The sequence below is a fragment of the Enterococcus sp. AZ091 genome (assembly GCF_051714805.1).
Lineage (GTDB): Bacteria > Bacillota > Bacilli > Lactobacillales > Enterococcaceae > Enterococcus_D > Enterococcus_D gallinarum.
In genome coordinates this window covers 450,451-468,818 of the sequence record NZ_JBIOSO010000001.1, presented here as the reverse complement: position 1 = coordinate 468,818, position 18,368 = coordinate 450,451, and the positions used below count along the sequence as shown (strand labels likewise).

Genomic DNA, 18,368 nt, shown 5'->3' with positions numbered 1-18,368 from the left:
TCAGTCTATTCTCCTTTTATGTGTCCTTTGTCTACGTAAAAAATCTCTGCTTCAACAGACATTTTATCTTTTACATGTTCAAGTGTGGTTGTAGTAATAAATGTTTGTACTTTTCCTTCAATTGTTTCTAGTAAGTGTAACTGACGAGAATCGTCTAATTCACTCATGACATCATCTAACAAAAGAACCGGATATTCTCCCGTTTCTTCTTTCATCAAATCAATCTCTGCCAATTTTACACTTAATGCAGTGGTTCGCTGTTGACCTTGGGATCCGAATGTTTGAACATTCCTATCATTGATTAAAAAGTTGAGATCATCTCGGTGTGGACCCACTAGAGAAATCTGTCTCATTTTTTCACGTGTTTTCACTTGATCCAGTGCATCTTTGAATTGTTGTTGAACTTGTTCTAGAGATGCACTTACAGTACCAACACTAGACAAGTATTCTATTTGTAAAACTTCTTTTTCATCACTTATTTTTTGATGGAGTTGATTGGCCCAAAATGCTAATCGTTTTACAAAACGTTGTCGTGCAAAAATGATCTTGCTGCCAAATTCAATCAATTGTTCAGTCAACACAGTGAGATAGAGCTCATCATTTTGCTTTTTTTCAAATAATTGCTTCAAATACTGATTTCGCTGTTTCAAAACACTTTGATATTGCACAAGATCATACAAATAAATCGGATCAATCTGTCCAATTTCCATATCGATAAATTTTCTTCTTACTTGAGGACTTCCTTTAACAAGTGAAAGATCTTCGGGGGCAAAAAGAATTACATTCAATTGCCCTATGTAACTACTAAGTTTTTTTTGCTCAATATGATTGACTTTCGTTTTACGACCTTTTTTAGTTAAAAATAATTCTAATGGTATGGTAGAATGCCCTCGAGACACAGCTCCGCTAACTTGAGCCCCAGCTGTATCCCAACGAATCAACTCTTGTTCACTTGTAGTTCGATGACTTTTTGTCATCGCTAAAACATAAATACTTTCTAAAACGTTGGTTTTTCCTTGAGCATTCTCGCCTAAAAAAATGACAAGATTTTTATCGAAAGATAACTCCAAAGATTCATAGTTGCGATAATTATTTAGCTGAAGATTATTCAGACGCATCTGAGGCTTCCTTCTTTACCATAAAAAAAGTACCCTCATCAGGTATCTCAATCCTCATTCCCGCATATAATTTGCGGCCTCGTCTATTCTCTGGCTCTCCGTCTACAAGTACCGTATGTTCAGCTAGGAACCATTTTGCTTGTCCTCCACTGCTGATTACGCTGACTTCTTTCAACATTTGTCCTAACGTCATATATTCAGTTTCTAAAGGTATTTGCATTTTCATATTATCCCTCGATTCTATAGAAGAACGTATACCATTATTATACTCTTTTTTAAGGAATAAAACAAATTTATCCGTATAATTTTCATTCTGAGAAGTTTTGATTGTTTTAGATAAAAAATAAGCAAAAACAAAAAGAAGGGCTTAAAATCGATTTTAAGCCCTTCTAAACTATTTTTGTATTTTCAGACGTTTGTTTCATGCATTTACAATAAACATGAAAAATTCTAATTTGTGCGGACTGGTGTAATCAATTGAATAAAGCTTCCTTGACTTTCAGTTGGTTCCAAAGTGAATGGTCTGATAGCAGAAATAAAGCGAATCGTGATGCTTGTATCTCCAAAAGCTCTTAGAGCCGCCTTCATGTAATCAGGATTGAAAGAGATTTCCAATGGTTCTCCTGAAACTTGCTCGTAGGATAGATCTTCTTCTACTTTACCAATCTCAGGAGAATTCCCATATAAAATAACAGAATCTTCATTTATTGACAAACGAACGATGTTATTTCTTCCTTCATGTGAAAGTAAAGATGCGCGTTCGATGGCTGACAACAATTCTGGAACTGAAAATTCAATTTCTGTGTTAAAGCTTGATGGTATCAATCGATTTGTATCTGGGTAAGTCCCTTCTAATAGGCGTGAATAGAACTTCATTGTATTGGTTTGGAACAATACTTGATTATCCATGATACTGATTTGAATAGCTTCTTCTTCATCTGTTAAAGAACGGGACAATTCAGTCAAACTTTTCCCAGGAATAACGATGTTGAAATTCGCTTCCCCACTTTCTAATGGAATTACTCGTTGACTTAATCGATGGGAATCTGTAGCTACAGCTAATAATTTCTTATTTTCAAGAACAAAATGAACACCGGTTAGAATTGGACGACTTTCGTGCTGTGAAACAGCAAAAACTGTTTCGTTAACAATTTTATTTAGAATGTGAGCAGGAACTTCGATGCGATCTTGACTTTCGACAACTGGTAAATGTGGATAACTATCAGCATCTAATCCATTTACAGTAAAGTTAGCTTTCCCTGAAGTTATTGCTACTTGGTTATTTTCTATCACTTCCAGCGTAACAGTATTATCCGGTAAGCGACGAATGATTTCACTAAAAAATCGTGCTTGTAAAACAATTGCTCCTGTTTGTTCAATTTTCATTTGAACTTTTTCTTTCTCTACGCTTAAAAAAGTCTCAATTGAAATATCAGCATTACTTCCTGTCAGAGTTAAACCTTTATCAGTTAGAACTAATTTAACACCTGTAAGGATCGGTATGGTTGTTTTTGATGAAATGGCACGTTGAACGGTTTGTAATTCTTGCATGAACTCTGTTCGATTTAAAGTTACTTTCATTAGGAGCACTCCTTTTATTTATAGTTATTAAATAAAGTAATAGTAGTAATAGGCTTGTTAGTATTGTGGATAACTAGAAAATATCATTGAGACGTCAACGAAAACGCCTGTGTATAACCTGTGCATAACTTTTTGGCATGTTTTTGCTTTATCCACAACTCAACTAAAGAGAATGTTTTTGATTTCTGAAATTTCATTCTTAATGGTAGGATCCGTTTCTGAGAGATGTTGGATTTTTTCATGAGCATGAATGACTGTAGTATGATCTTTACCTCCGAATTCAGCTCCAATTTTAGGTAAAGAGTTATCCGTTAGTTCACGAGAAAGAAACATGGCGATTTGCCGAGGTACGACAATTCCTTTGACACGTTTTTTTCCTTTGAGATCATTTATATGGATATGGTAGTATTTTGCAACTTCCTCTTGGATTTGCAATATAGAAACTTGAGTGCTTCCATGACTTGACTTTAATGCTTTGATTGCTTCTGCAGCTAAGCTTGTTGTAATATCCGAATTTTGCATAGTTGCAAATGCTTGTACACGCACTAATGCGCCTTCTAATTCCCGAATATTCGAATCAATTTGTCCTGCGATATAACTCAGTGTATCGTCAGGGATTTCGAGGCGTTCAGCTTCTGCTTTTTTTCTTAAAATCGCTGTTCTAGTTTCTAGATCTGGAGGTGTAATATCTACAGATAACCCCCATGCGAAACGTGAAACCAATCGTTCAGGTAACGTGGGTATTTCATTTGGTAAGCGATCACTTGTCAAAACGATCTGCTTGTTATTTCGATAAAGCTCTTCAAATGTATTAAAGAATTCTTCTTGTGTCCCTTCTTTATTGACCAAAAACTGAATATCATCAACAAGTAAGAGATCAACATTTCGGTATTCATTCCGAAAATCTTCCATTTTATTCTTTTGGATCGAAGTAATAAAATCATTAGTGAAGTTCTCACTGCTCACATATTTGATTTTTGCATTTGGTCTTTTTAACAGCATTTGATGTCCGATAGCATGCATCAAGTGAGTTTTTCCTAGACCCACACCACCATAGAAGAATAACGGATTATAGATAGAACCGGGATCTTCAGCTACAACTAAAGCTGCAGCATGAGCCATCTGATTTCCTTTACCTATAACAAATGTATCAAAAGTATATTTTTCGTTTAGAATAGTTTTTCCTTTTTTTTCTGCTTTTTCAGTAACTGTTTGTTCAACAGAAGGCGATTTTTGCAGAGCTTCTGCTTCTTCAGCAGTGACAAAACTAGGAATTAGTTCTTCACCGGTCTTCATGAAGCCCATCTCAACAATTTTTGCAGCTAGATTTTTTTCCCAATAAGATTTATGAAGATCACTGGGTACTTCAATCAATAACTGATTTTTTTCAAAAGATAATATGTTGGCTGTTTCGATCCAAGCACTGTAACTTGCTGGATTAAGTTCTTCTTTAAAAGATTTCTGAAGATCTCGCCAAATGGAATCAGCAGATGACATAAATTGTCCTCCTATAGCTAAGAATAGATAATACTAATTTAGCACGGATGGAAGAAGTTTTCCACAGATTATAATAAAAAAGGTTAGAAAAAAATACTTTTCCACATTTATGAAAAAAAGAACAGGAGAAATTAACTTATCAAATTTACGGTTATCCACAGAGGAGGAGTGTTTGTGGATTGTTACAATAATCTCTTGTTTATCCACAAGTAACTGTTAATCAAATACGTTGATGTAAAAGCATTTTCCTGATTTATGCACAGCCAGAAAAGTGTATGTGGATAACTTTTTAGAAGGGTGTTTATTTGTGGAAAAAGCAGGAAAAACTTGTGGAAATAAGTTATCCACAAAAATGCAAAATCCACAAGTAACACACAGTTCATTTCGTTTATGTGGAAAACAAGACAGTAAAGTGGGTGAATTTTATATTGACAAAACACTGTCTGACTCGTTATACTATCAAAGTATGTCTATGCGCATAATCATTATTTTGATGGAGGTGTCACTAAATGAAAAGAACTTATCAACCAAATAAACGTAAACGTCAAAAAGTTCACGGATTCCGTAAACGTATGAGTACAAAAAATGGACGTCGTGTTTTAGCAAGTCGTCGTCGTAAAGGCAGAAAGGTTATTTCTGCATAAGCCACTGAATGCCAGTGGTTTTTTTTATGCCGTTTTTTAAGGAATATAGTGAATCCCTTTTACTAAATATGGTATTATTGACAGGTGAGTAACCAAAGTAGAAACAGGTGAGTAACCAAAGTAGAAAGAAATGAAGGAACCAAGATGAGAAAGGCATACCGCGTAAAAACAGAACAAGACTTTCAAAAGGTTTTTCAGAAAGGAAAGTCTTTTGCAAACCGTAAATTTGTTGTCTATGTTCTGCAGAAAGATCAGCCACATTTTCGTGTCGGATTATCTGTAGGAAAAAAAGTAGGAAATGCTGTTAAACGAAATGAGATCAAACGAAAAATCAGAGCAAGTCTCACGGATATGCAACCTAGAATCAAACCTACACTCGATTTCATCGTAATTGCTCGTCCAAGTGTTTCGAATTGCTCTTCTCAAGAAGTATACTCGAATTTAGAGCATGTGTTAAAGCTTGCTAAAATCATTAACTAACGGAAAGGAATTATTTAAGTGAAAAAAGGAAAACGTATCTTACTATTTTTGGGGATCGTCTCATTGGTAGTTGTCTTGTCTGCCTGTAGCGCAACTGGGGAAGTGAATGCGCAAAGTTCAGGATTATGGGATCGTTATATCGTTTATTACTTTGCTGAAGCGATCAAGATGCTATCTTTTGGCAATGCTGGGATTGGGATCATTCTATTTACTTTGATCATTCGGATTATTCTCATGCCTTTAATGCATTTTCAAACAAAGAGTATGCGAAAAACTCAAGAATTGCAGCCAAAATTAAAAGCTCTGCAACAACAATATGCATCGAAAGATAGTGAAACACAAAATAAATTACGTGCAGAAACGCAACGGCTTTATGCAGAAAATAATGTGAATCCTTATGCCGGATGTTTGCCGCTACTTGTCCAAATGCCAATTTTGATGGCATTATGGCAATCGATTTCGCGGGTTCCAGCTTTACAAGAAGGAAAATTTTTGTGGTTACAATTAGGGGACCGAGATCCTTACTTTATTTTACCTATATTAGCTGCACTATTTACATTTGCAAGTACTTATTTGTCTAGTATGAGTCAAATAGAATCAAATGCTAGTTTAAAGATAATGAATTTTGCAATGCCATTGATGATTTTATTGATGGGGATCAATATCGCTAGTGGTTTATCTTTATACTGGGTTGTATCCAATGCATTCCAAGTAGTACAAACGTTGATTTTGAATAATCCATTCAAGATTCGTCAAGAAAGAGAAGAAGCTGCTCGAAAAGAAAGAGAACGAGAAAGAGCGCTGAAGAAAGCAATGAGTCCTAAGAAAAAACGTAAGAAATAAAAGGAGGTTGCAGATAATGCCGATTTATGAAGGTCTTACAGTAGATGAAGCTATCCAAGAAGGATTGCATGCTTTAGGTTTAAACAAGGATCAAGCAGTGATCGATGTTTTGGATGAGGGGAAAAAAGGTTTTTTGGGTATTGGTAAAAAGAATGCCCGCGTATCAATTGAAAGAAGTGCTGCGGATGAATCAAAAATCATCACAGAATCAGTAACTGAAATAATTGAAGAAATCTTAGAACCTGAACTTGAGGAATCAGTGCTTACTGCAAAATCGCAAGCAGATACGGAAGAAAAACCTAACGCAAAGGATCTTTCTGATGATGAAGCACTTACTCATCTTGCTTTATATTTGACTAACATTTCTAAAGCATTGAATGCACCAGCCCTTGTAAAAACAGCACGAGAAGATGGCTTGATCGTTTTTCATCTAGATACACAAAAGCAAGGACTCCTGATTGGAAAACATGGAAAAACACTAAATGCTTTACAATATCTGGCACAAGTATATATTCATCGAATCGCAGCAAATAAGCTATCTGTGGTTGTTAATGTAGGTGATTATCGTGAAAAGCGTCAGGCAATTTTAGAGCGTCTGGCCAATAGAACAGCAGAAAAAGTTAAACGCACAGGTAGACCAGTCTTTTTAGAACCTATGCCAGCTTTTGAAAGAAAGCAAATCCATTCTGCATTAAGTAAGGATGCCCAAATACAAACACACTCTGAAGGTGACGAGCCTTATCGGTACTTGGTGGTTGAACCAGCGAAAAAAAACTTTTAAGTCTAAAGGAATGACCTGATTTCAGGTCATTCCTTTTATCGTGGAGAAAAAGGAATTGACAAGATATTTGAAACCAAGTATTCTTGATTAGAAATCATTCTTATCAAAGTAAACATACGATGAGTAGTTCTTACTTTGGTGAAAAAAAGAGTCCGTTTGCCACGGACTCTTTTTTTATATTAATTGTATTGGTAGTATCGAGGTTTAGCAGTTTACTGTTGAGGGAAATTAGCCGCCGATTGTAGATTGTGTAAACTGTACAACTGTTCCATAAGCAAAAATTTCTAAAAAAGTTTTCCCGTTTTCTACGATTCGATCATGTTCAAAATGGCAGTTGATTACAGCATTAGCACCATAACTGTGCGCTTTTTCTTTCAGACGAAAAGCAACATCAGAGAGAAGCGCATTCAAATCGATTTCAGGATCAAATAAATCTACTTCAATTTTATCTGCGGCAAAGACAATATCGCGAACAATGTATGGCCGATTGACATTTCCGGTAGAAAGAATGATTTCCTTGATGCGAGAAGAAGTATCTATTTTTTTGGACGTATCCATAAAAATCCCTCATTTCTTATTGTTTCCTTTATTTTAAATGTTTTTAGTGTTTGATGCAAAAGATTAAAAGTTTACCAAGTAGACTTGCGACAAAATAAAAAGTATGCTAATCTATTCCCAGAATTTTATATGACAAGCAGTCAAAGTGCTAAGTCTATCCGTTATGAGTTTGACGGGTGGAGTGGGCGCTTTTTTTATGCGAAAAATTAGGAGGAGCTTTAGTATGGTGAGTATTACGCAGGAATTTGATACGATTGCAGCAATATCTACGCCCCCTGGTGAAGGAGCAATCAGTATTGTTCGATTAAGTGGTGAACAAGCAATTTCCATAGCAGATGCTGTCTTTCAATCAGGAAAGAAAAAACTAATAGATGTGAGTAGCCACACGATACATTATGGCCATATTTTTGACCCTGAGAAGTATCAAATGATGGATGAAGTTATGGTATCGATCATGAGAAAACCAAAAACTTTTACTAGAGAAGATATAGTAGAAATCAATTGTCACGGCGGGATTGTTGTCGTTAATCAAATTTTGCAATTAGTTTTGCGTCAAGGAGCACGGTTGGCTGAACCGGGAGAGTTTACAAAGCGTGCTTTTCTTAATGGGCGTGTTGATTTATCTCAAGCTGAAGCAGTGATGGATTTGATTCGTGCAAAAACTGATAAAGCAATGAATCTCGCTATCAACCAATTAGATGGTAACCTCTCAAGATTGATCCGACAACTACGGCAAGAGATCTTAGAGACATTGGCACAGGTAGAAGTAAATATCGATTATCCAGAATATGATGATGTCGAAGAATTGACAACACGTTTATTATTAGAAAAGGCAAATCAAGTCCAGAAACAGATACAAGCTCTTTTACAGACAGCACAGCAAGGAAAAATTTTACGAGAAGGTCTCAGTACAGCAATTATTGGTCGGCCAAACGTAGGCAAGTCAAGTCTGCTAAATCACTTATTACGGGAAGAGAAAGCAATTGTAACAGATATTGCAGGTACTACTAGAGATGTTATTGAAGAGTATGTAAACGTACGTGGTGTGCCTTTAAAGTTAGTTGATACCGCAGGAATTCGTGAAACAGAAGATATCGTTGAGAAAATTGGTGTTGAACGTAGTCGCAAAGCACTCAGTGAAGCGGATTTGATTTTATTAGTACTAAATCAAAGTGAGTCACTCACGACAGAAGATAAACAATTATTGGATATTACATCTGGAAATAAACGAATCATTTTGCTAAATAAAACAGATTTACCTTCAAGAATCAATCAAGAAGATTTAGTGCCCTATTTAGAGAATGAGCCTGCTCTTCCTATTTCGGTATTAACGAGTGAAGGATTGGATCAACTTGAACAAGCAATAGCTGACTTGTTTTTTGGTGGAAATACAGGAGATAAAGATGCCTCTTATCTCTCAAACACTCGTCATATTGCATTATTGGAAAAAGCAGAACATTCATTAGCAGAAGTGATTCAAGGAATTGAAAGTGGGATGCCTGTTGATCTTGTGCAAATCGACATGACTCGTTGCTGGGATTATTTAGGCGAAATTGTTGGAGATAGTGTTCAAGATGAATTAATTACGCAGTTATTTAGTCAATTTTGTTTAGGAAAATAAAATTACCAAAGGAGAATACGATGCAAGAATATCAAGCAGAAGAATATGAAGTCATAGTAGTTGGTGCAGGTCATGCTGGATCAGAGGCTGCTCTTGCAGCTAGCCGTATGGGGTGTAAAACATTATTGTTAACCATCAATTTAGATATGGTTGCATTTATGCCTTGTAATCCATCAGTAGGAGGTCCTGCTAAAGGTGTAGTTGTTAGAGAGATTGATGCTCTCGGGGGCGAAATGGGGAAGAACATCGACAAAACATACATTCAAATGAGAATGTTGAATACAGGTAAAGGACCGGCTGTGCGTGCATTGCGTGCACAAGCAGATAAACATGCCTATGCTTCTGAAATGAAAAAAACCATTGAAATGGAGCAAAATTTGACATTACGCCAGGGTATTGTAGAGAAATTGATTGTTGAGGATGGTATTTGTAAAGGCGTTGTTACTGCAACTGGAGCTCGTTACCAAGCAAAATCGGTGATCATTACTGCTGGAACTGCGCTACGTGGGGAAATTATTATTGGTGAACTAAAATATTCTTCGGGACCTAATAATTCTCAACCATCCATTGGACTTGCTGATCATTTAAAAGAGTTAGGTTTAGAAATTGCGCGCTTCAAAACTGGTACGCCGCCACGTGTGAAGTCAAGTACCATCAACTATGATGTAACTGAGATCCAACCCGGTGACGAAGCCCCTAATCACTTTAGTTACAGTACACCTGATAGCCAATACAAAACCAATCAAGAACCTTGCTGGTTAACCTATACCAATGAACATACACATCAAATCATTAATGATAATCTTCATCGTGCACCAATGTTTACTGGAATCGTTGAAGGGGTTGGAGCAAGGTACTGCCCTTCGATCGAGGACAAAATCGTACGTTTTGCCGATAAATCACGCCACCAATTATTTTTAGAGCCAGAAGGTTTAGATACCGAAGAAGTGTATGTCCAAGGACTTTCAACTTCTCTTCCAGAAGACGTCCAAGTCAATATGCTCCATTCGATTGCCGGGCTTGAAAAAGTTGAGATGATGCGTACGGGTTATGCTATTGAATATGATGTTGTAGTACCACATCAGTTACGACCAACGTTAGAAACAAAAGTCATCGCTAACCTTTTTACAGCAGGACAAACAAATGGAACGAGCGGATATGAAGAAGCAGCGGGTCAAGGATTGATTGCTGGCATAAATGCTGCTCTTAAGATTCAAGGAAAAGAGCCTTTTATTATGAAACGTAGTGATGGATACATCGGAGTAATGATCGATGATCTAGTAACAAAAGGGACTAATGAGCCATACCGTCTATTGACATCGAGAGCAGAATATCGGTTGTTGCTGCGTCACGATAATGCGGATCTTCGTCTAACAGAAGTCGGACACCAAATTGGCTTAGTGGAAGAGCCACAATACCAGGCCTATCTAACGAAAAAAACAGCTGTAGAAGAGGAAATCCAACGTCTAAAAAAAGTACGTATCAAACCAACACCATCTGTTCAAACTTTCCTCAAAGAGAAAGGAACCGCTCCATTAAAAGATGGTGTTCTAGCAAATGAATTTCTACGCCGTCCAGAAGTAAATTATCAAGAACTCTTGCAGTTTATCGAAGCAAACCCTGCATTAAAGCCGAAGGAAATTGAGCAAGTAGAGATTCAGATCAAATATGAAGGATATATCAAAAAAGCCCTTGAAAAAGTGGAAAAACTAAAACGCATGGAAGCAAAACGGATTCCTGAAAACATTGATTATGAAGCAATCAATGGTCTTGCAACTGAAGCAAAACAAAAACTAAAAAAAATACAACCAGAAACCATCGCTCAGGCCAGCCGAATTAGTGGCGTAAATCCAGCCGACATAAGTATATTGATGGTTTATATCGAACAAGGAAAGATTACGAAAATAACTGAACCAGCCTAAAGAGGCTGGTTTTTTTATTCGGAAAAGTCGTAATCTTTTTGGTGACTACCGTCTTTTTTAAATACTTCTACACCAGTTTTTTTATTTTCAGCGATTTCTTTTGCCCGAGCAATGGCATCTTCTTTAATATTAAAATGATCACTAGCTCGTTTAGCGCCTTCAGATAAAACAACCCATTTATCTTCTTCAAATTTTACTTGAACATTGGCTGTCAGAAGCTTTTTTGCATTTTTATTTTTGGTATGCGGATCATCTTTTTGAGGATTTTTTTCCTTACGAAATTCTTTCTTTTCTTCTTCACTGGCATTTTCTAGCCATTTTTCCGCTTGGCTAGTAGCAATAGGAATTGCCCGATCGTCTGTATAGCCATCATTCAACAAAGCATTTGCAATATCAATTGCTTTTTTTCGAACCAACGGATCCAAGTTTTTCATTGAAGCAGGATAATCTTTCATATTCCAAGGCATTTTGTACTCCTCCTTTTTTCTTTTAGTTTACCCACTTTTGCCAAAATATGGAAAAAATTGAATTTCAGTACGGAAAGAGTAATAAATTATTTTACCTTCTATATCCTTATTAAAACCCTCTTTGCGTGCGCTTTCTTTGCTCATTTTTTATTGAAATTATTTTTGATTTTAAAATTAAATAAGCGTTATATTTCCAAAAAAAAATTTAATGGTTTAGAATTTTGTTATAGACAAAAGGAGGATGTAAGATGAGTGAACCTATTTTGAATGATCCGCGCGAACTTTATCAAACAGGTAAATTTAAAAAACAGGATCAAGATACTCCTGCTTTGCAAGAAGAAATGATGCCTGAGCCGGATTGTGGAGAAGAAACGTATGAAGGAACAAATCAATTAGAAAATCGACGGGTACTGATTACGGGTGGAGATTCAGGAATTGGTCGAGCGGCAGCCATTGCTTTTGCACGAGAAGGGGCCGATATCGCCTTACATTTTTTTCCAGGAGAAGAAAAAGATGCCGAGGAAGTTGCTCACTATATCGAACAAGCTGGACGTAAAGCTATCCTATTACCATATGATCTGAGAGATGAAGCAGCTCCTCAAGAAATCGTTGAAAAAGCAGTAAAAGGGCTAGGCGGTTTGGATACGCTTGTTTTGAACGCTGCTCAACAAATCACACGTCCCTCTATTTCAGAATTACCCTTTGAGCAAGTAAAAGATACGTTCATGGTGAATATATTATCCATGTTTGCTTTAGTTAAAGCTGCAGAACCTCATCTCCCAGCAGGTGGGGCCATTGTGACAACGACTTCTGTTCAAGCTTTTAGTCCAAGTGCTCATTTAATGGATTATGCTGCAACTAAGGCTGCTATTGCTAGTTTCACAGTTAGTTTGGCAAAACAGTTTGCTGAAAAGGGAATTAGAGTAAACGGTGTAGCACCAGGCCCAATTTGGACACCTCTACAGTTGGATCATGGACAACCACAGGATCAGTTACCTGAATTTGGCCAAAATTCGTTGTTACAACGTGCAGGACAACCAGCCGAGTTAGCACCTGTGTATGTTTTTCTGGCGTCGAACAAAGCAAGCTATGTAACAGCTCAAATTTATGGAGTAACTGGTGGAGAAGCAATCAATCTATAAGAAGTGATCAAATATTAGGAGGTGTCTTATGAATAAAGGATGGAAAACTTTAGCGATTGTAGTTTCATTGATTTTTATTACTGTGTTATTGCCAATATTATTATTGGGCAATCCTTATTTTAGTTTACCGTTTGGCTTAGATCGAAAAGAAAGATTTATTTCCTTCTTTTTCACGAATTATTTCCTACAACAATATCTTTTTTGGGCAGCAGCAGTTCTAATTATCTTTTTCCTTTGTATCATTCTAGTTATTATCTTCTATCCTAGAACAAAAGCTACTTTTGTTTTGAAAGAGGATAAAGGAACATTGTCGATCGATAAAAAAGCAATTGAAGGTTTAGTACGAACAAAGGTTAGTGAAAAAGAATTCGTTGATGGACCTAAAGTGAATGTTAAAGCAACTAAAAATCGAATCAGCGTAAAAATCAAAGGAAAATTAAAACGTACTTCTGCATTGGTAGGTAAAACAGAGAATTTGATGACTGAGATCCAGCAAGATTTGCAGAGAACGTTAGGATCAAGTGAAAAAGTCAAAGTCGATGTTTCTTATACGAACTACGAAGAACAGAACACTACAGAAAATCCACGTGTAGAATAGGAGGTCTATCAATGAAAGAGCTTGAACAATATAAGATCCCTATTATCTTTGGAGCGATTGGATTAGTGTTAGCTTTACTATTTGTCAGCATTGGCTTTTTCAAAACACTACTGATCATTGTGCTCACAGGATTAGGCTTTGCCCTAGGGATGTACGTACAGAGAACGGGAATGTTAGATCAATTTCTAAAACAATAAGAACTCAGGAGGAATTTAAATGAATAACGAAAAAAACGAATTAAAAAATGAAAAACCAGTAAGTGCACATCCAGATCCAGTCGTACCAAACACGGATCATACGACAAAAGAAAACGATATTCCGATGACAGAAGCACCAGACCCAGTTGTACCTCATGCGCAAGAAGCGGTTGAACAGCACCAAGCAACAGTTGGAAACCAACATCATAATCAGACAGAAAAACCTAGTGGATTTCAAGGTCCTACTGGAGAAACATCCGTAAATGGTTCTTTGACCTATGATGATAAAGTTATTCAAAAAATTATTGGTATCGCTCTGGAAGATGTTGATGGTCTGTTAACAGTTGATGGAGGGTTTTTCTCAAATATTGCAGAGAAATTAGTAAATACAGATAATGTAACCTCTGGGATCAATACTGAAGTTGGCAAAAAACAAGTCGCTGTTGATATGGATATTGTGGTAGAGTACGGACGAAATATTCCAGAAGTTGCTGAGAGAGTTAAAGAAGTGATTCATAGAGAAGTAGCCAATATGACTCAACTAGATGTAATTGAAGTCAATATCAATGTGGTCGACATTAAGTCAGAAGCTGAGTATCAAGAAGATAGCGAGACAGTTCAAGATAAAGTCTCCAACGCGGCATCAAAAACAGGAGATTTTGCTTCTCGACAAACAGAAAAAGCTAAAGGTGCAGTAGAACGAACATCTGATCGTATGCAAGAAAATAATGAACCTCGCGTTCATTAATTAATAATAGAAAAAATAAGAGCTATCCTTCATGTTGAAGGGTAGCTCTTATTTTATCGATCAATTTTTTTGAAAAATAGATTCTTTCTATATTATTTAACTAAAAAATTGATAGAACTGATAATACACTTTTACAGCTGCTTACTGACTATTCATACAAGTAACAATTTCATCAGAATACAGATACAATTTTGTAATTGTATTTTTTAAGTCTAGTGAGTTAGTATTTACCGGTCATGGAAAATGATGCATTTTTTTGTCTGAGTACAAGTTCAAATTTTTGCCATAAACTAACCACAAACAATTAAATAAAAACCGTCGTGGAAAAATTAAAATCTCTTTGAAAGCAATGTATTCCTATTGCATCTCAAAACTTTTTGCGTTAAAGTAGGAATTAGTCTGTGAAACATTTTTCTGTTTCACAAAAATAGAAAGGATTCATTATGCTGCCAGAAGAATTTCAAAAACAATTATCTATTCAAGGAATTGAGTTGTCATCTGAACAGCTCAAGCAATTTGCTACTTACTATGATCGGTTGATTGAATGGAATCAAAAAATGAACCTCACTGCAATTACCGATCAAAAAGAAGTATATTTGAAACACTTTTATGATTCGATTTCTTTAGCTTTTGTGACAGCATTCAAAGAAGATGCACATTTATGTGATGTCGGTTCTGGAGCAGGTTTTCCTAGTATTCCATTGAAAATCATCTTCCCACAACTAAAGATAACAATCGTTGATTCACTGAATAAACGGATTACTTTTCTACAAACTTTAGTGGCAGATTTAGGTTTAAAAGATGTTTACTTGTTTCACGATCGAGCAGAAACATTTGGTCAAAAAGAGTTCCGAGAATCCTTTGATTATGTCACTGCTCGAGCAGTAGCTCGTTTAAATATTTTAACGGAACTATGCTTGCCTCTCGTTAAAAAGAACGGGTATTTCTTTGCCTTAAAAGCAGCAAAAAGCGAAGAAGAATTAATAGAAGCAAAATCAGCAATCGCATTACTTGGTGGTAAGTTTATTGAAGAAAAAAAATTGACATTGCCTGTTAGTAATGATGAACGGCATCTTTTGATCATCAAAAAAACGAAAGAAACGCCAAAAAAATACCCGCGCAAACCTGGTTTGCCGGCGAAACAACCAATCAAGTAGGAGGAAGCAGAATGGCACGTATTATTTCAGTGGCAAATCAAAAAGGCGGCGTAGGCAAAACAACAACTACAGTTAACCTGGGTGCTTGTTTGGCCTATGTAGGAAAAAAAGTCTTACTAGTAGATATTGATGCTCAAGGAAACGCCACAAGTGGAGTAGGGATTCGTAAACCAGATGTTGATAAAGATATCTACGATGTATTGGTGAATGAAACACCAATCGTAGAGGCAATATTGCCAAGTAGTCGTGAGAATTTAGATATTGTTCCTGCGACGATTCAATTAGCTGGTGCTGAAATTGAATTAACTTCAATGATGGCTCGGGAATCTCGTTTGAAATCGGCATTGAATGAAATTAAAGATCAATATGACTATATATTTATTGATTGCCCCCCCTCTCTTGGACATTTGACGATCAACGCATTTACAGCCAGCGACTCTATTTTAATACCCGTTCAATGTGAATATTACGCATTGGAAGGACTAAGTCAGTTATTGAATACCGTGCGTCTAGTTCAAAAGCACTTTAATCCTGAATTAGAAATTGAAGGTGTTTTGTTGACAATGTACGATGCACGGACAAATCTAGGTGCTGAAGTAGTAGAAGAAGTTCGTCGTTATTTCCAAGAAAAAGTTTATGAGACAATTATTCCACGTAATGTACGCTTATCAGAAGCCCCAAGTCATGGTCTATCTATTATTGATTATGATCCACGTTCAAAGGGTGCTGAAGTATATCAGACATTAGCAAAGGAAGTGTTAACTCGTGAAAAATAAAGGGAAAGGTTTAGGACGGGGGATCGATGCACTATTTCAAGATCTTCAAGGCTTAGAAGAAGTAGATATCAAAACAGAGGAAGTGGTTGAGCTCCCTTTAAATGAATTAAGACCAAACCCTTACCAGCCACGTAAAACCTTCGATGAAGTCTCACTTCAAGAACTAGCTAATTCAATTCAACACGCAGGTGTTTTTCAGCCGATTATTGTTAGAAAATCTACTGTAAAGGGCTATGAAATCATTGCTGGTGAACGACGTTTTCGTGCATCCAAGTTAGCAAAAAAAGAAACGATACCTGCAATTATCCGTGATTTTGATGAAGAAGCAATGATGCAAGTAGCTGTTCTAGAGAATCTGCAAAGAGAAGATTTAAATCCTTTAGAAGAAGCTGAAGCGTATGAAATGCTGATGAAAAATCTTAAATTAACACAAGCAGAAGTGGCAACACGATTAGGCAAAAGTCGTCCTTATATTGCAAATTATCTTCGTCTATTATCATTGCCAAAGTTGGTAAAAGAGATGGTACAAGATGAACGCTTATCAATGGGACAGGCGCGCACACTGCTAGGGTTAAAAAACAAAGATCTGATTTTAAAATTAGCCAATCGATGTGTGAAAGAAAATCTTACTGTTCGCCAATTAGAACAATTAGTGTCTGAAATGAATGATGCTAAAAATGAGAAGAAGAAAATTCCTCGTTTGATTCGTGAAAAACCCTATTATTTGCGGGAAAGTGAAGAACGACTAATGGACAAGTTTGGGACAAATGTTGAAATCCATGAAAAGGAAGGTAAGGGGAAAATAGAGATTGAGTACCTTTCACAGAAAGATTTGACACGAATCCTTGATTTATTGAATATTCAATTTGATGAAGCTTGAGGTGATAAATATGTATGATCTTGGTGACATTGTTGAAATGAAAAAACCCCATGCATGTAAAGCAAACCGTTGGGAAATTATCCGTATGGGTGCGGACATCAAAATAAAATGTACGAACTGTGGCCATATTGTTATGCTTACTCGCCGTGAGTTCGACAAAAAAATGAAAAAAATCCTAGAAAAAAAAGAGAAAGAGTGAAATAATAAATGGCTTTAACTGCTGGAATCGTTGGACTACCTAATGTAGGTAAATCTACTTTATTTAATGCTATAACGAAAGCTGGAGCGGAAGCAGCAAACTATCCTTTTGCTACGATCGATCCAAATGTAGGGATGGTGGAAGTCCCTGATTGGCGTTTACAACGTTTGACGGAATTAGTACATCCTAAAAAAACTGTACCGACAACATTTGAATTTACGGATATCGCAGGAATCGTTCGCGGAGCTAGTAAAGGAGAAGGACTAGGAAATCAATTTCTAAGTCATATCCGTCAGGTAGATGCTATTTGCCATGTAGTCCGTTGTTTTGATGATGACAATATTACGCACGTTGAAGGACGGGTAGACCCACTAGCAGATATCGATACTATCAATTTAGAATTAGTCTTGGCTGATTTAGAATCTATCAATAAACGTTATGCACGTGTTGCTAAAGTTGCGAAAACAAAAGATAAAGATGCTGTAGCTGAATTAGCAGTTTTAGATAAAATTAAACCTGTTTTAGAAGAAGGTCTATCCGCACGTTCTATCGAATTTACTGAAGAAGAACAAAAAATCGTTAGAGGATTGTTTTTGCTGACAACAAAACCTGTTCTATATGTAGCAAACGTTGCAGAAGATGATGTGGCAAATGCAGAAGAGAATCCATATGTTAAAAGTGTGAAAGAATTTGCCGAGAGTGAACATGCGGAAGTGATCGTCATTAGTGCTCGAGCAGAAGAAGAAATCGCTGAATTGGATGATGAAGATAAAGCAGAATTTTTGGAAGCTTTAGGCATTGAAGAATCTGGTTTAGATCAACTGATTCGTGCGGCCTATGATTTATTAGGATTAGCCACTTACTTTACAGCTGGGGAACAAGAGGTTCGTGCATGGACTTTCCGAAAAGGAATCAAAGCGCCTCAAGCTGCAGGAATTATTCATACAGATTTCGAGCGAGGGTTTATACGTGCAGAAACTGTTTCCTTTGAAGATTTGGATAAGTATGGCAATATGCATGCAGCAAAAGAAGCTGGGCGTGTTCGTTTAGAAGGAAAAGAATACGTCGTTCAAGACGGCGATGTTATGTTATTCCGTTTTAATGTATAAAAGGCTTTCTTCCAAAAAAAAATATGGTAAAATGTCCTTTGTGAAGAAAT

Annotated in this window: 21 protein-coding genes; 15 read left to right on the top strand and 6 right to left on the bottom strand. The window is 36.5% G+C overall.

The window, feature by feature from the left end; translation table 11 throughout:
• Window positions 1-5 precede the first annotated feature (5 nt).
• The 4 genes from recF to dnaA form a co-directional block, all read right to left on the bottom strand.
• Window positions 6-1,118 carry a DNA replication/repair protein RecF gene (recF, locus tag IGJ28_RS02465; protein ID WP_003129248.1) on the bottom strand — a complete coding sequence of 371 codons (1,113 nt, stop codon included), beginning with the start codon at window positions 1,116-1,118 and terminating at the stop codon, window positions 6-8.
• Window positions 1,105-1,344 carry a S4 domain-containing protein YaaA gene (gene yaaA, locus IGJ28_RS02460; protein WP_003129246.1) on the bottom strand — a complete coding sequence of 80 codons (240 nt, stop codon included), beginning with the start codon at window positions 1,342-1,344 and terminating at the stop codon, window positions 1,105-1,107. The genes recF and yaaA overlap by 14 nt, the downstream gene beginning before the upstream one ends.
• Window positions 1,345-1,568: 224 nt before the next feature.
• Complete coding sequence (gene dnaN, locus IGJ28_RS02455; RefSeq protein WP_003129245.1) at window positions 1,569-2,699, bottom strand: DNA polymerase III subunit beta; 1,131 nt, start codon at window positions 2,697-2,699, stop codon at window positions 1,569-1,571.
• A gap of 159 nt (window positions 2,700-2,858) precedes the next feature.
• Window positions 2,859-4,196, bottom strand: a complete 1,338-nt coding sequence (dnaA, locus tag IGJ28_RS02450) for a chromosomal replication initiator protein DnaA (RefSeq protein WP_003129244.1) — start codon at window positions 4,194-4,196, stop codon at window positions 2,859-2,861.
• Window positions 4,197-4,705: 509 nt separating this feature from the next.
• Between dnaA and rpmH the strand changes: the two genes are divergently transcribed.
• The 4 genes from rpmH (at window position 4,706) to jag (ending at window position 6,944) form a co-directional block, all read left to right on the top strand.
• Entirely contained in the window at window positions 4,706-4,840 is a 135-nt protein-coding gene (gene rpmH, locus IGJ28_RS02445) for a 50S ribosomal protein L34 (RefSeq protein ID WP_002356012.1), read from the top strand.
• 144 nt (window positions 4,841-4,984) lie between these two features.
• Entirely contained in the window at window positions 4,985-5,320 is a 336-nt protein-coding gene (rnpA, locus tag IGJ28_RS02440; protein ID WP_003129188.1) for a ribonuclease P protein component, read from the top strand.
• 18 nt (window positions 5,321-5,338) lie between these two features.
• Window positions 5,339-6,163 carry a membrane protein insertase YidC gene (locus tag IGJ28_RS02435; protein WP_003129186.1) on the top strand — a complete coding sequence of 275 codons (825 nt, stop codon included), beginning with the start codon at window positions 5,339-5,341 and terminating at the stop codon, window positions 6,161-6,163.
• Between the two features lie 16 nt (window positions 6,164-6,179).
• Window positions 6,180-6,944, top strand: a complete 765-nt coding sequence (jag, locus tag IGJ28_RS02430; RefSeq protein ID WP_003129185.1) for an RNA-binding cell elongation regulator Jag/EloR — start codon at window positions 6,180-6,182, stop codon at window positions 6,942-6,944.
• 228 nt (window positions 6,945-7,172) lie between these two features.
• On the opposite strand, the gene IGJ28_RS02425 is transcribed toward jag, so the two are convergent.
• The gene (locus tag IGJ28_RS02425; RefSeq protein ID WP_003129184.1) at window positions 7,173-7,502 is read right to left on the bottom strand and encodes a heavy metal-binding domain-containing protein; all 330 of its coding nucleotides are present in this window, start codon (window positions 7,500-7,502) and stop codon (window positions 7,173-7,175) included.
• Window positions 7,503-7,725: 223 nt separating this feature from the next.
• On the opposite strand from IGJ28_RS02425, the gene mnmE reads away from it, so the two are divergent.
• Window positions 7,726-9,123 carry a tRNA uridine-5-carboxymethylaminomethyl(34) synthesis GTPase MnmE gene (gene mnmE / locus IGJ28_RS02420; protein ID WP_003129182.1) on the top strand — a complete coding sequence of 466 codons (1,398 nt, stop codon included), beginning with the start codon at window positions 7,726-7,728 and terminating at the stop codon, window positions 9,121-9,123.
• A gap of 20 nt (window positions 9,124-9,143) precedes the next feature.
• Window positions 9,144-11,045, top strand: coding sequence for a tRNA uridine-5-carboxymethylaminomethyl(34) synthesis enzyme MnmG (gene mnmG / locus IGJ28_RS02415; protein WP_308052718.1), 1,902 nt, complete (start codon window positions 9,144-9,146; stop codon window positions 11,043-11,045).
• 14 nt (window positions 11,046-11,059) lie between these two features.
• On the opposite strand, the gene IGJ28_RS02410 is transcribed toward mnmG, so the two are convergent.
• Window positions 11,060-11,512 carry a DUF2188 domain-containing protein gene (locus IGJ28_RS02410; protein ID WP_308052719.1) on the bottom strand — a complete coding sequence of 151 codons (453 nt, stop codon included), beginning with the start codon at window positions 11,510-11,512 and terminating at the stop codon, window positions 11,060-11,062.
• Window positions 11,513-11,760: 248 nt separating this feature from the next.
• On the opposite strand from IGJ28_RS02410, the gene IGJ28_RS02405 reads away from it, so the two are divergent.
• The 9 genes from IGJ28_RS02405 (at window position 11,761) to ychF (ending at window position 18,318) form a co-directional block, all read left to right on the top strand.
• Window positions 11,761-12,654 (top strand): SDR family oxidoreductase, encoded by an 894-nt coding sequence (locus IGJ28_RS02405; RefSeq protein ID WP_003129177.1) that lies wholly within the window; start codon window positions 11,761-11,763, stop codon window positions 12,652-12,654.
• A 28-nt stretch (window positions 12,655-12,682) separates the two neighbouring features.
• Window positions 12,683-13,252: an alkaline shock response membrane anchor protein AmaP gene (gene amaP, locus IGJ28_RS02400; RefSeq protein WP_257602814.1), complete on the top strand. Its 570-nt coding sequence runs from the start codon at window positions 12,683-12,685 to the stop codon at window positions 13,250-13,252.
• Window positions 13,253-13,263: 11 nt separating this feature from the next.
• The gene (locus tag IGJ28_RS02395) at window positions 13,264-13,449 is read left to right on the top strand and encodes a DUF2273 domain-containing protein (RefSeq protein WP_003129173.1); all 186 of its coding nucleotides are present in this window, start codon (window positions 13,264-13,266) and stop codon (window positions 13,447-13,449) included.
• A 19-nt stretch (window positions 13,450-13,468) separates the two neighbouring features.
• Complete coding sequence (locus tag IGJ28_RS02390; protein ID WP_005473101.1) at window positions 13,469-14,197, top strand: Asp23/Gls24 family envelope stress response protein; 729 nt, start codon at window positions 13,469-13,471, stop codon at window positions 14,195-14,197.
• Window positions 14,198-14,640: 443 nt separating this feature from the next.
• Complete coding sequence (gene rsmG, locus IGJ28_RS02385; RefSeq protein ID WP_003129171.1) at window positions 14,641-15,354, top strand: 16S rRNA (guanine(527)-N(7))-methyltransferase RsmG; 714 nt, start codon at window positions 14,641-14,643, stop codon at window positions 15,352-15,354.
• Window positions 15,355-15,365: 11 nt separating this feature from the next.
• Window positions 15,366-16,130, top strand: a complete 765-nt coding sequence (locus IGJ28_RS02380; protein WP_003129169.1) for a ParA family protein — start codon at window positions 15,366-15,368, stop codon at window positions 16,128-16,130.
• Window positions 16,120-17,010 carry a ParB/RepB/Spo0J family partition protein gene (locus IGJ28_RS02375; protein ID WP_003129168.1) on the top strand — a complete coding sequence of 297 codons (891 nt, stop codon included), beginning with the start codon at window positions 16,120-16,122 and terminating at the stop codon, window positions 17,008-17,010. The genes IGJ28_RS02380 and IGJ28_RS02375 overlap by 11 nt, the downstream gene beginning before the upstream one ends.
• Window positions 17,011-17,020: 10 nt before the next feature.
• Entirely contained in the window at window positions 17,021-17,209 is a 189-nt protein-coding gene (locus tag IGJ28_RS02370; protein ID WP_021148890.1) for a DUF951 domain-containing protein, read from the top strand.
• 8 nt (window positions 17,210-17,217) lie between these two features.
• The gene (ychF, locus tag IGJ28_RS02365; RefSeq protein ID WP_003129166.1) at window positions 17,218-18,318 is read left to right on the top strand and encodes a redox-regulated ATPase YchF; all 1,101 of its coding nucleotides are present in this window, start codon (window positions 17,218-17,220) and stop codon (window positions 18,316-18,318) included.
• Window positions 18,319-18,368: the final 50 nt, after the last annotated feature.

Excerpts from the sequence above, each read along its gene's own strand:
- amaP (WP_257602814.1), top strand. The coding sequence starts at position 12,683 with ATGAATAAAGGATGGAAAACTTTAGCGATTGTAGTTTCATTGATTTTT.
- dnaA (WP_003129244.1), bottom strand. The coding sequence starts at position 4,196 with ATGTCATCTGCTGATTCCATTTGGCGAGATCTTCAGAAATCTTTTAAA.
- jag (WP_003129185.1), top strand. The coding sequence starts at position 6,180 with ATGCCGATTTATGAAGGTCTTACAGTAGATGAAGCTATCCAAGAAGGA.
- recF (WP_003129248.1), bottom strand. The coding sequence starts at position 1,118 with ATGCGTCTGAATAATCTTCAGCTAAATAATTATCGCAACTATGAATCT.
- IGJ28_RS02425 (WP_003129184.1), bottom strand. The coding sequence starts at position 7,502 with ATGGATACGTCCAAAAAAATAGATACTTCTTCTCGCATCAAGGAAATC.
- IGJ28_RS02370 (WP_021148890.1), top strand. The coding sequence starts at position 17,021 with ATGTATGATCTTGGTGACATTGTTGAAATGAAAAAACCCCATGCATGT.
- rpmH (WP_002356012.1), top strand. The coding sequence starts at position 4,706 with ATGAAAAGAACTTATCAACCAAATAAACGTAAACGTCAAAAAGTTCAC.
- IGJ28_RS02390 (WP_005473101.1), top strand. The coding sequence starts at position 13,469 with ATGAATAACGAAAAAAACGAATTAAAAAATGAAAAACCAGTAAGTGCA.
- dnaN (WP_003129245.1), bottom strand. The coding sequence starts at position 2,699 with ATGAAAGTAACTTTAAATCGAACAGAGTTCATGCAAGAATTACAAACC.
- rsmG (WP_003129171.1), top strand. The coding sequence starts at position 14,641 with ATGCTGCCAGAAGAATTTCAAAAACAATTATCTATTCAAGGAATTGAG.
- IGJ28_RS02395 (WP_003129173.1), top strand. The coding sequence starts at position 13,264 with ATGAAAGAGCTTGAACAATATAAGATCCCTATTATCTTTGGAGCGATT.
- yaaA (WP_003129246.1), bottom strand. The coding sequence starts at position 1,344 with ATGAAAATGCAAATACCTTTAGAAACTGAATATATGACGTTAGGACAA.
- ychF (WP_003129166.1), top strand. The coding sequence starts at position 17,218 with ATGGCTTTAACTGCTGGAATCGTTGGACTACCTAATGTAGGTAAATCT.
- IGJ28_RS02410 (WP_308052719.1), bottom strand. The coding sequence starts at position 11,512 with ATGCCTTGGAATATGAAAGATTATCCTGCTTCAATGAAAAACTTGGAT.
- rnpA (WP_003129188.1), top strand. The coding sequence starts at position 4,985 with ATGAGAAAGGCATACCGCGTAAAAACAGAACAAGACTTTCAAAAGGTT.
- IGJ28_RS02380 (WP_003129169.1), top strand. The coding sequence starts at position 15,366 with ATGGCACGTATTATTTCAGTGGCAAATCAAAAAGGCGGCGTAGGCAAA.
- mnmG (WP_308052718.1), top strand. The coding sequence starts at position 9,144 with ATGCAAGAATATCAAGCAGAAGAATATGAAGTCATAGTAGTTGGTGCA.
- IGJ28_RS02405 (WP_003129177.1), top strand. The coding sequence starts at position 11,761 with ATGAGTGAACCTATTTTGAATGATCCGCGCGAACTTTATCAAACAGGT.
- mnmE (WP_003129182.1), top strand. The coding sequence starts at position 7,726 with ATGGTGAGTATTACGCAGGAATTTGATACGATTGCAGCAATATCTACG.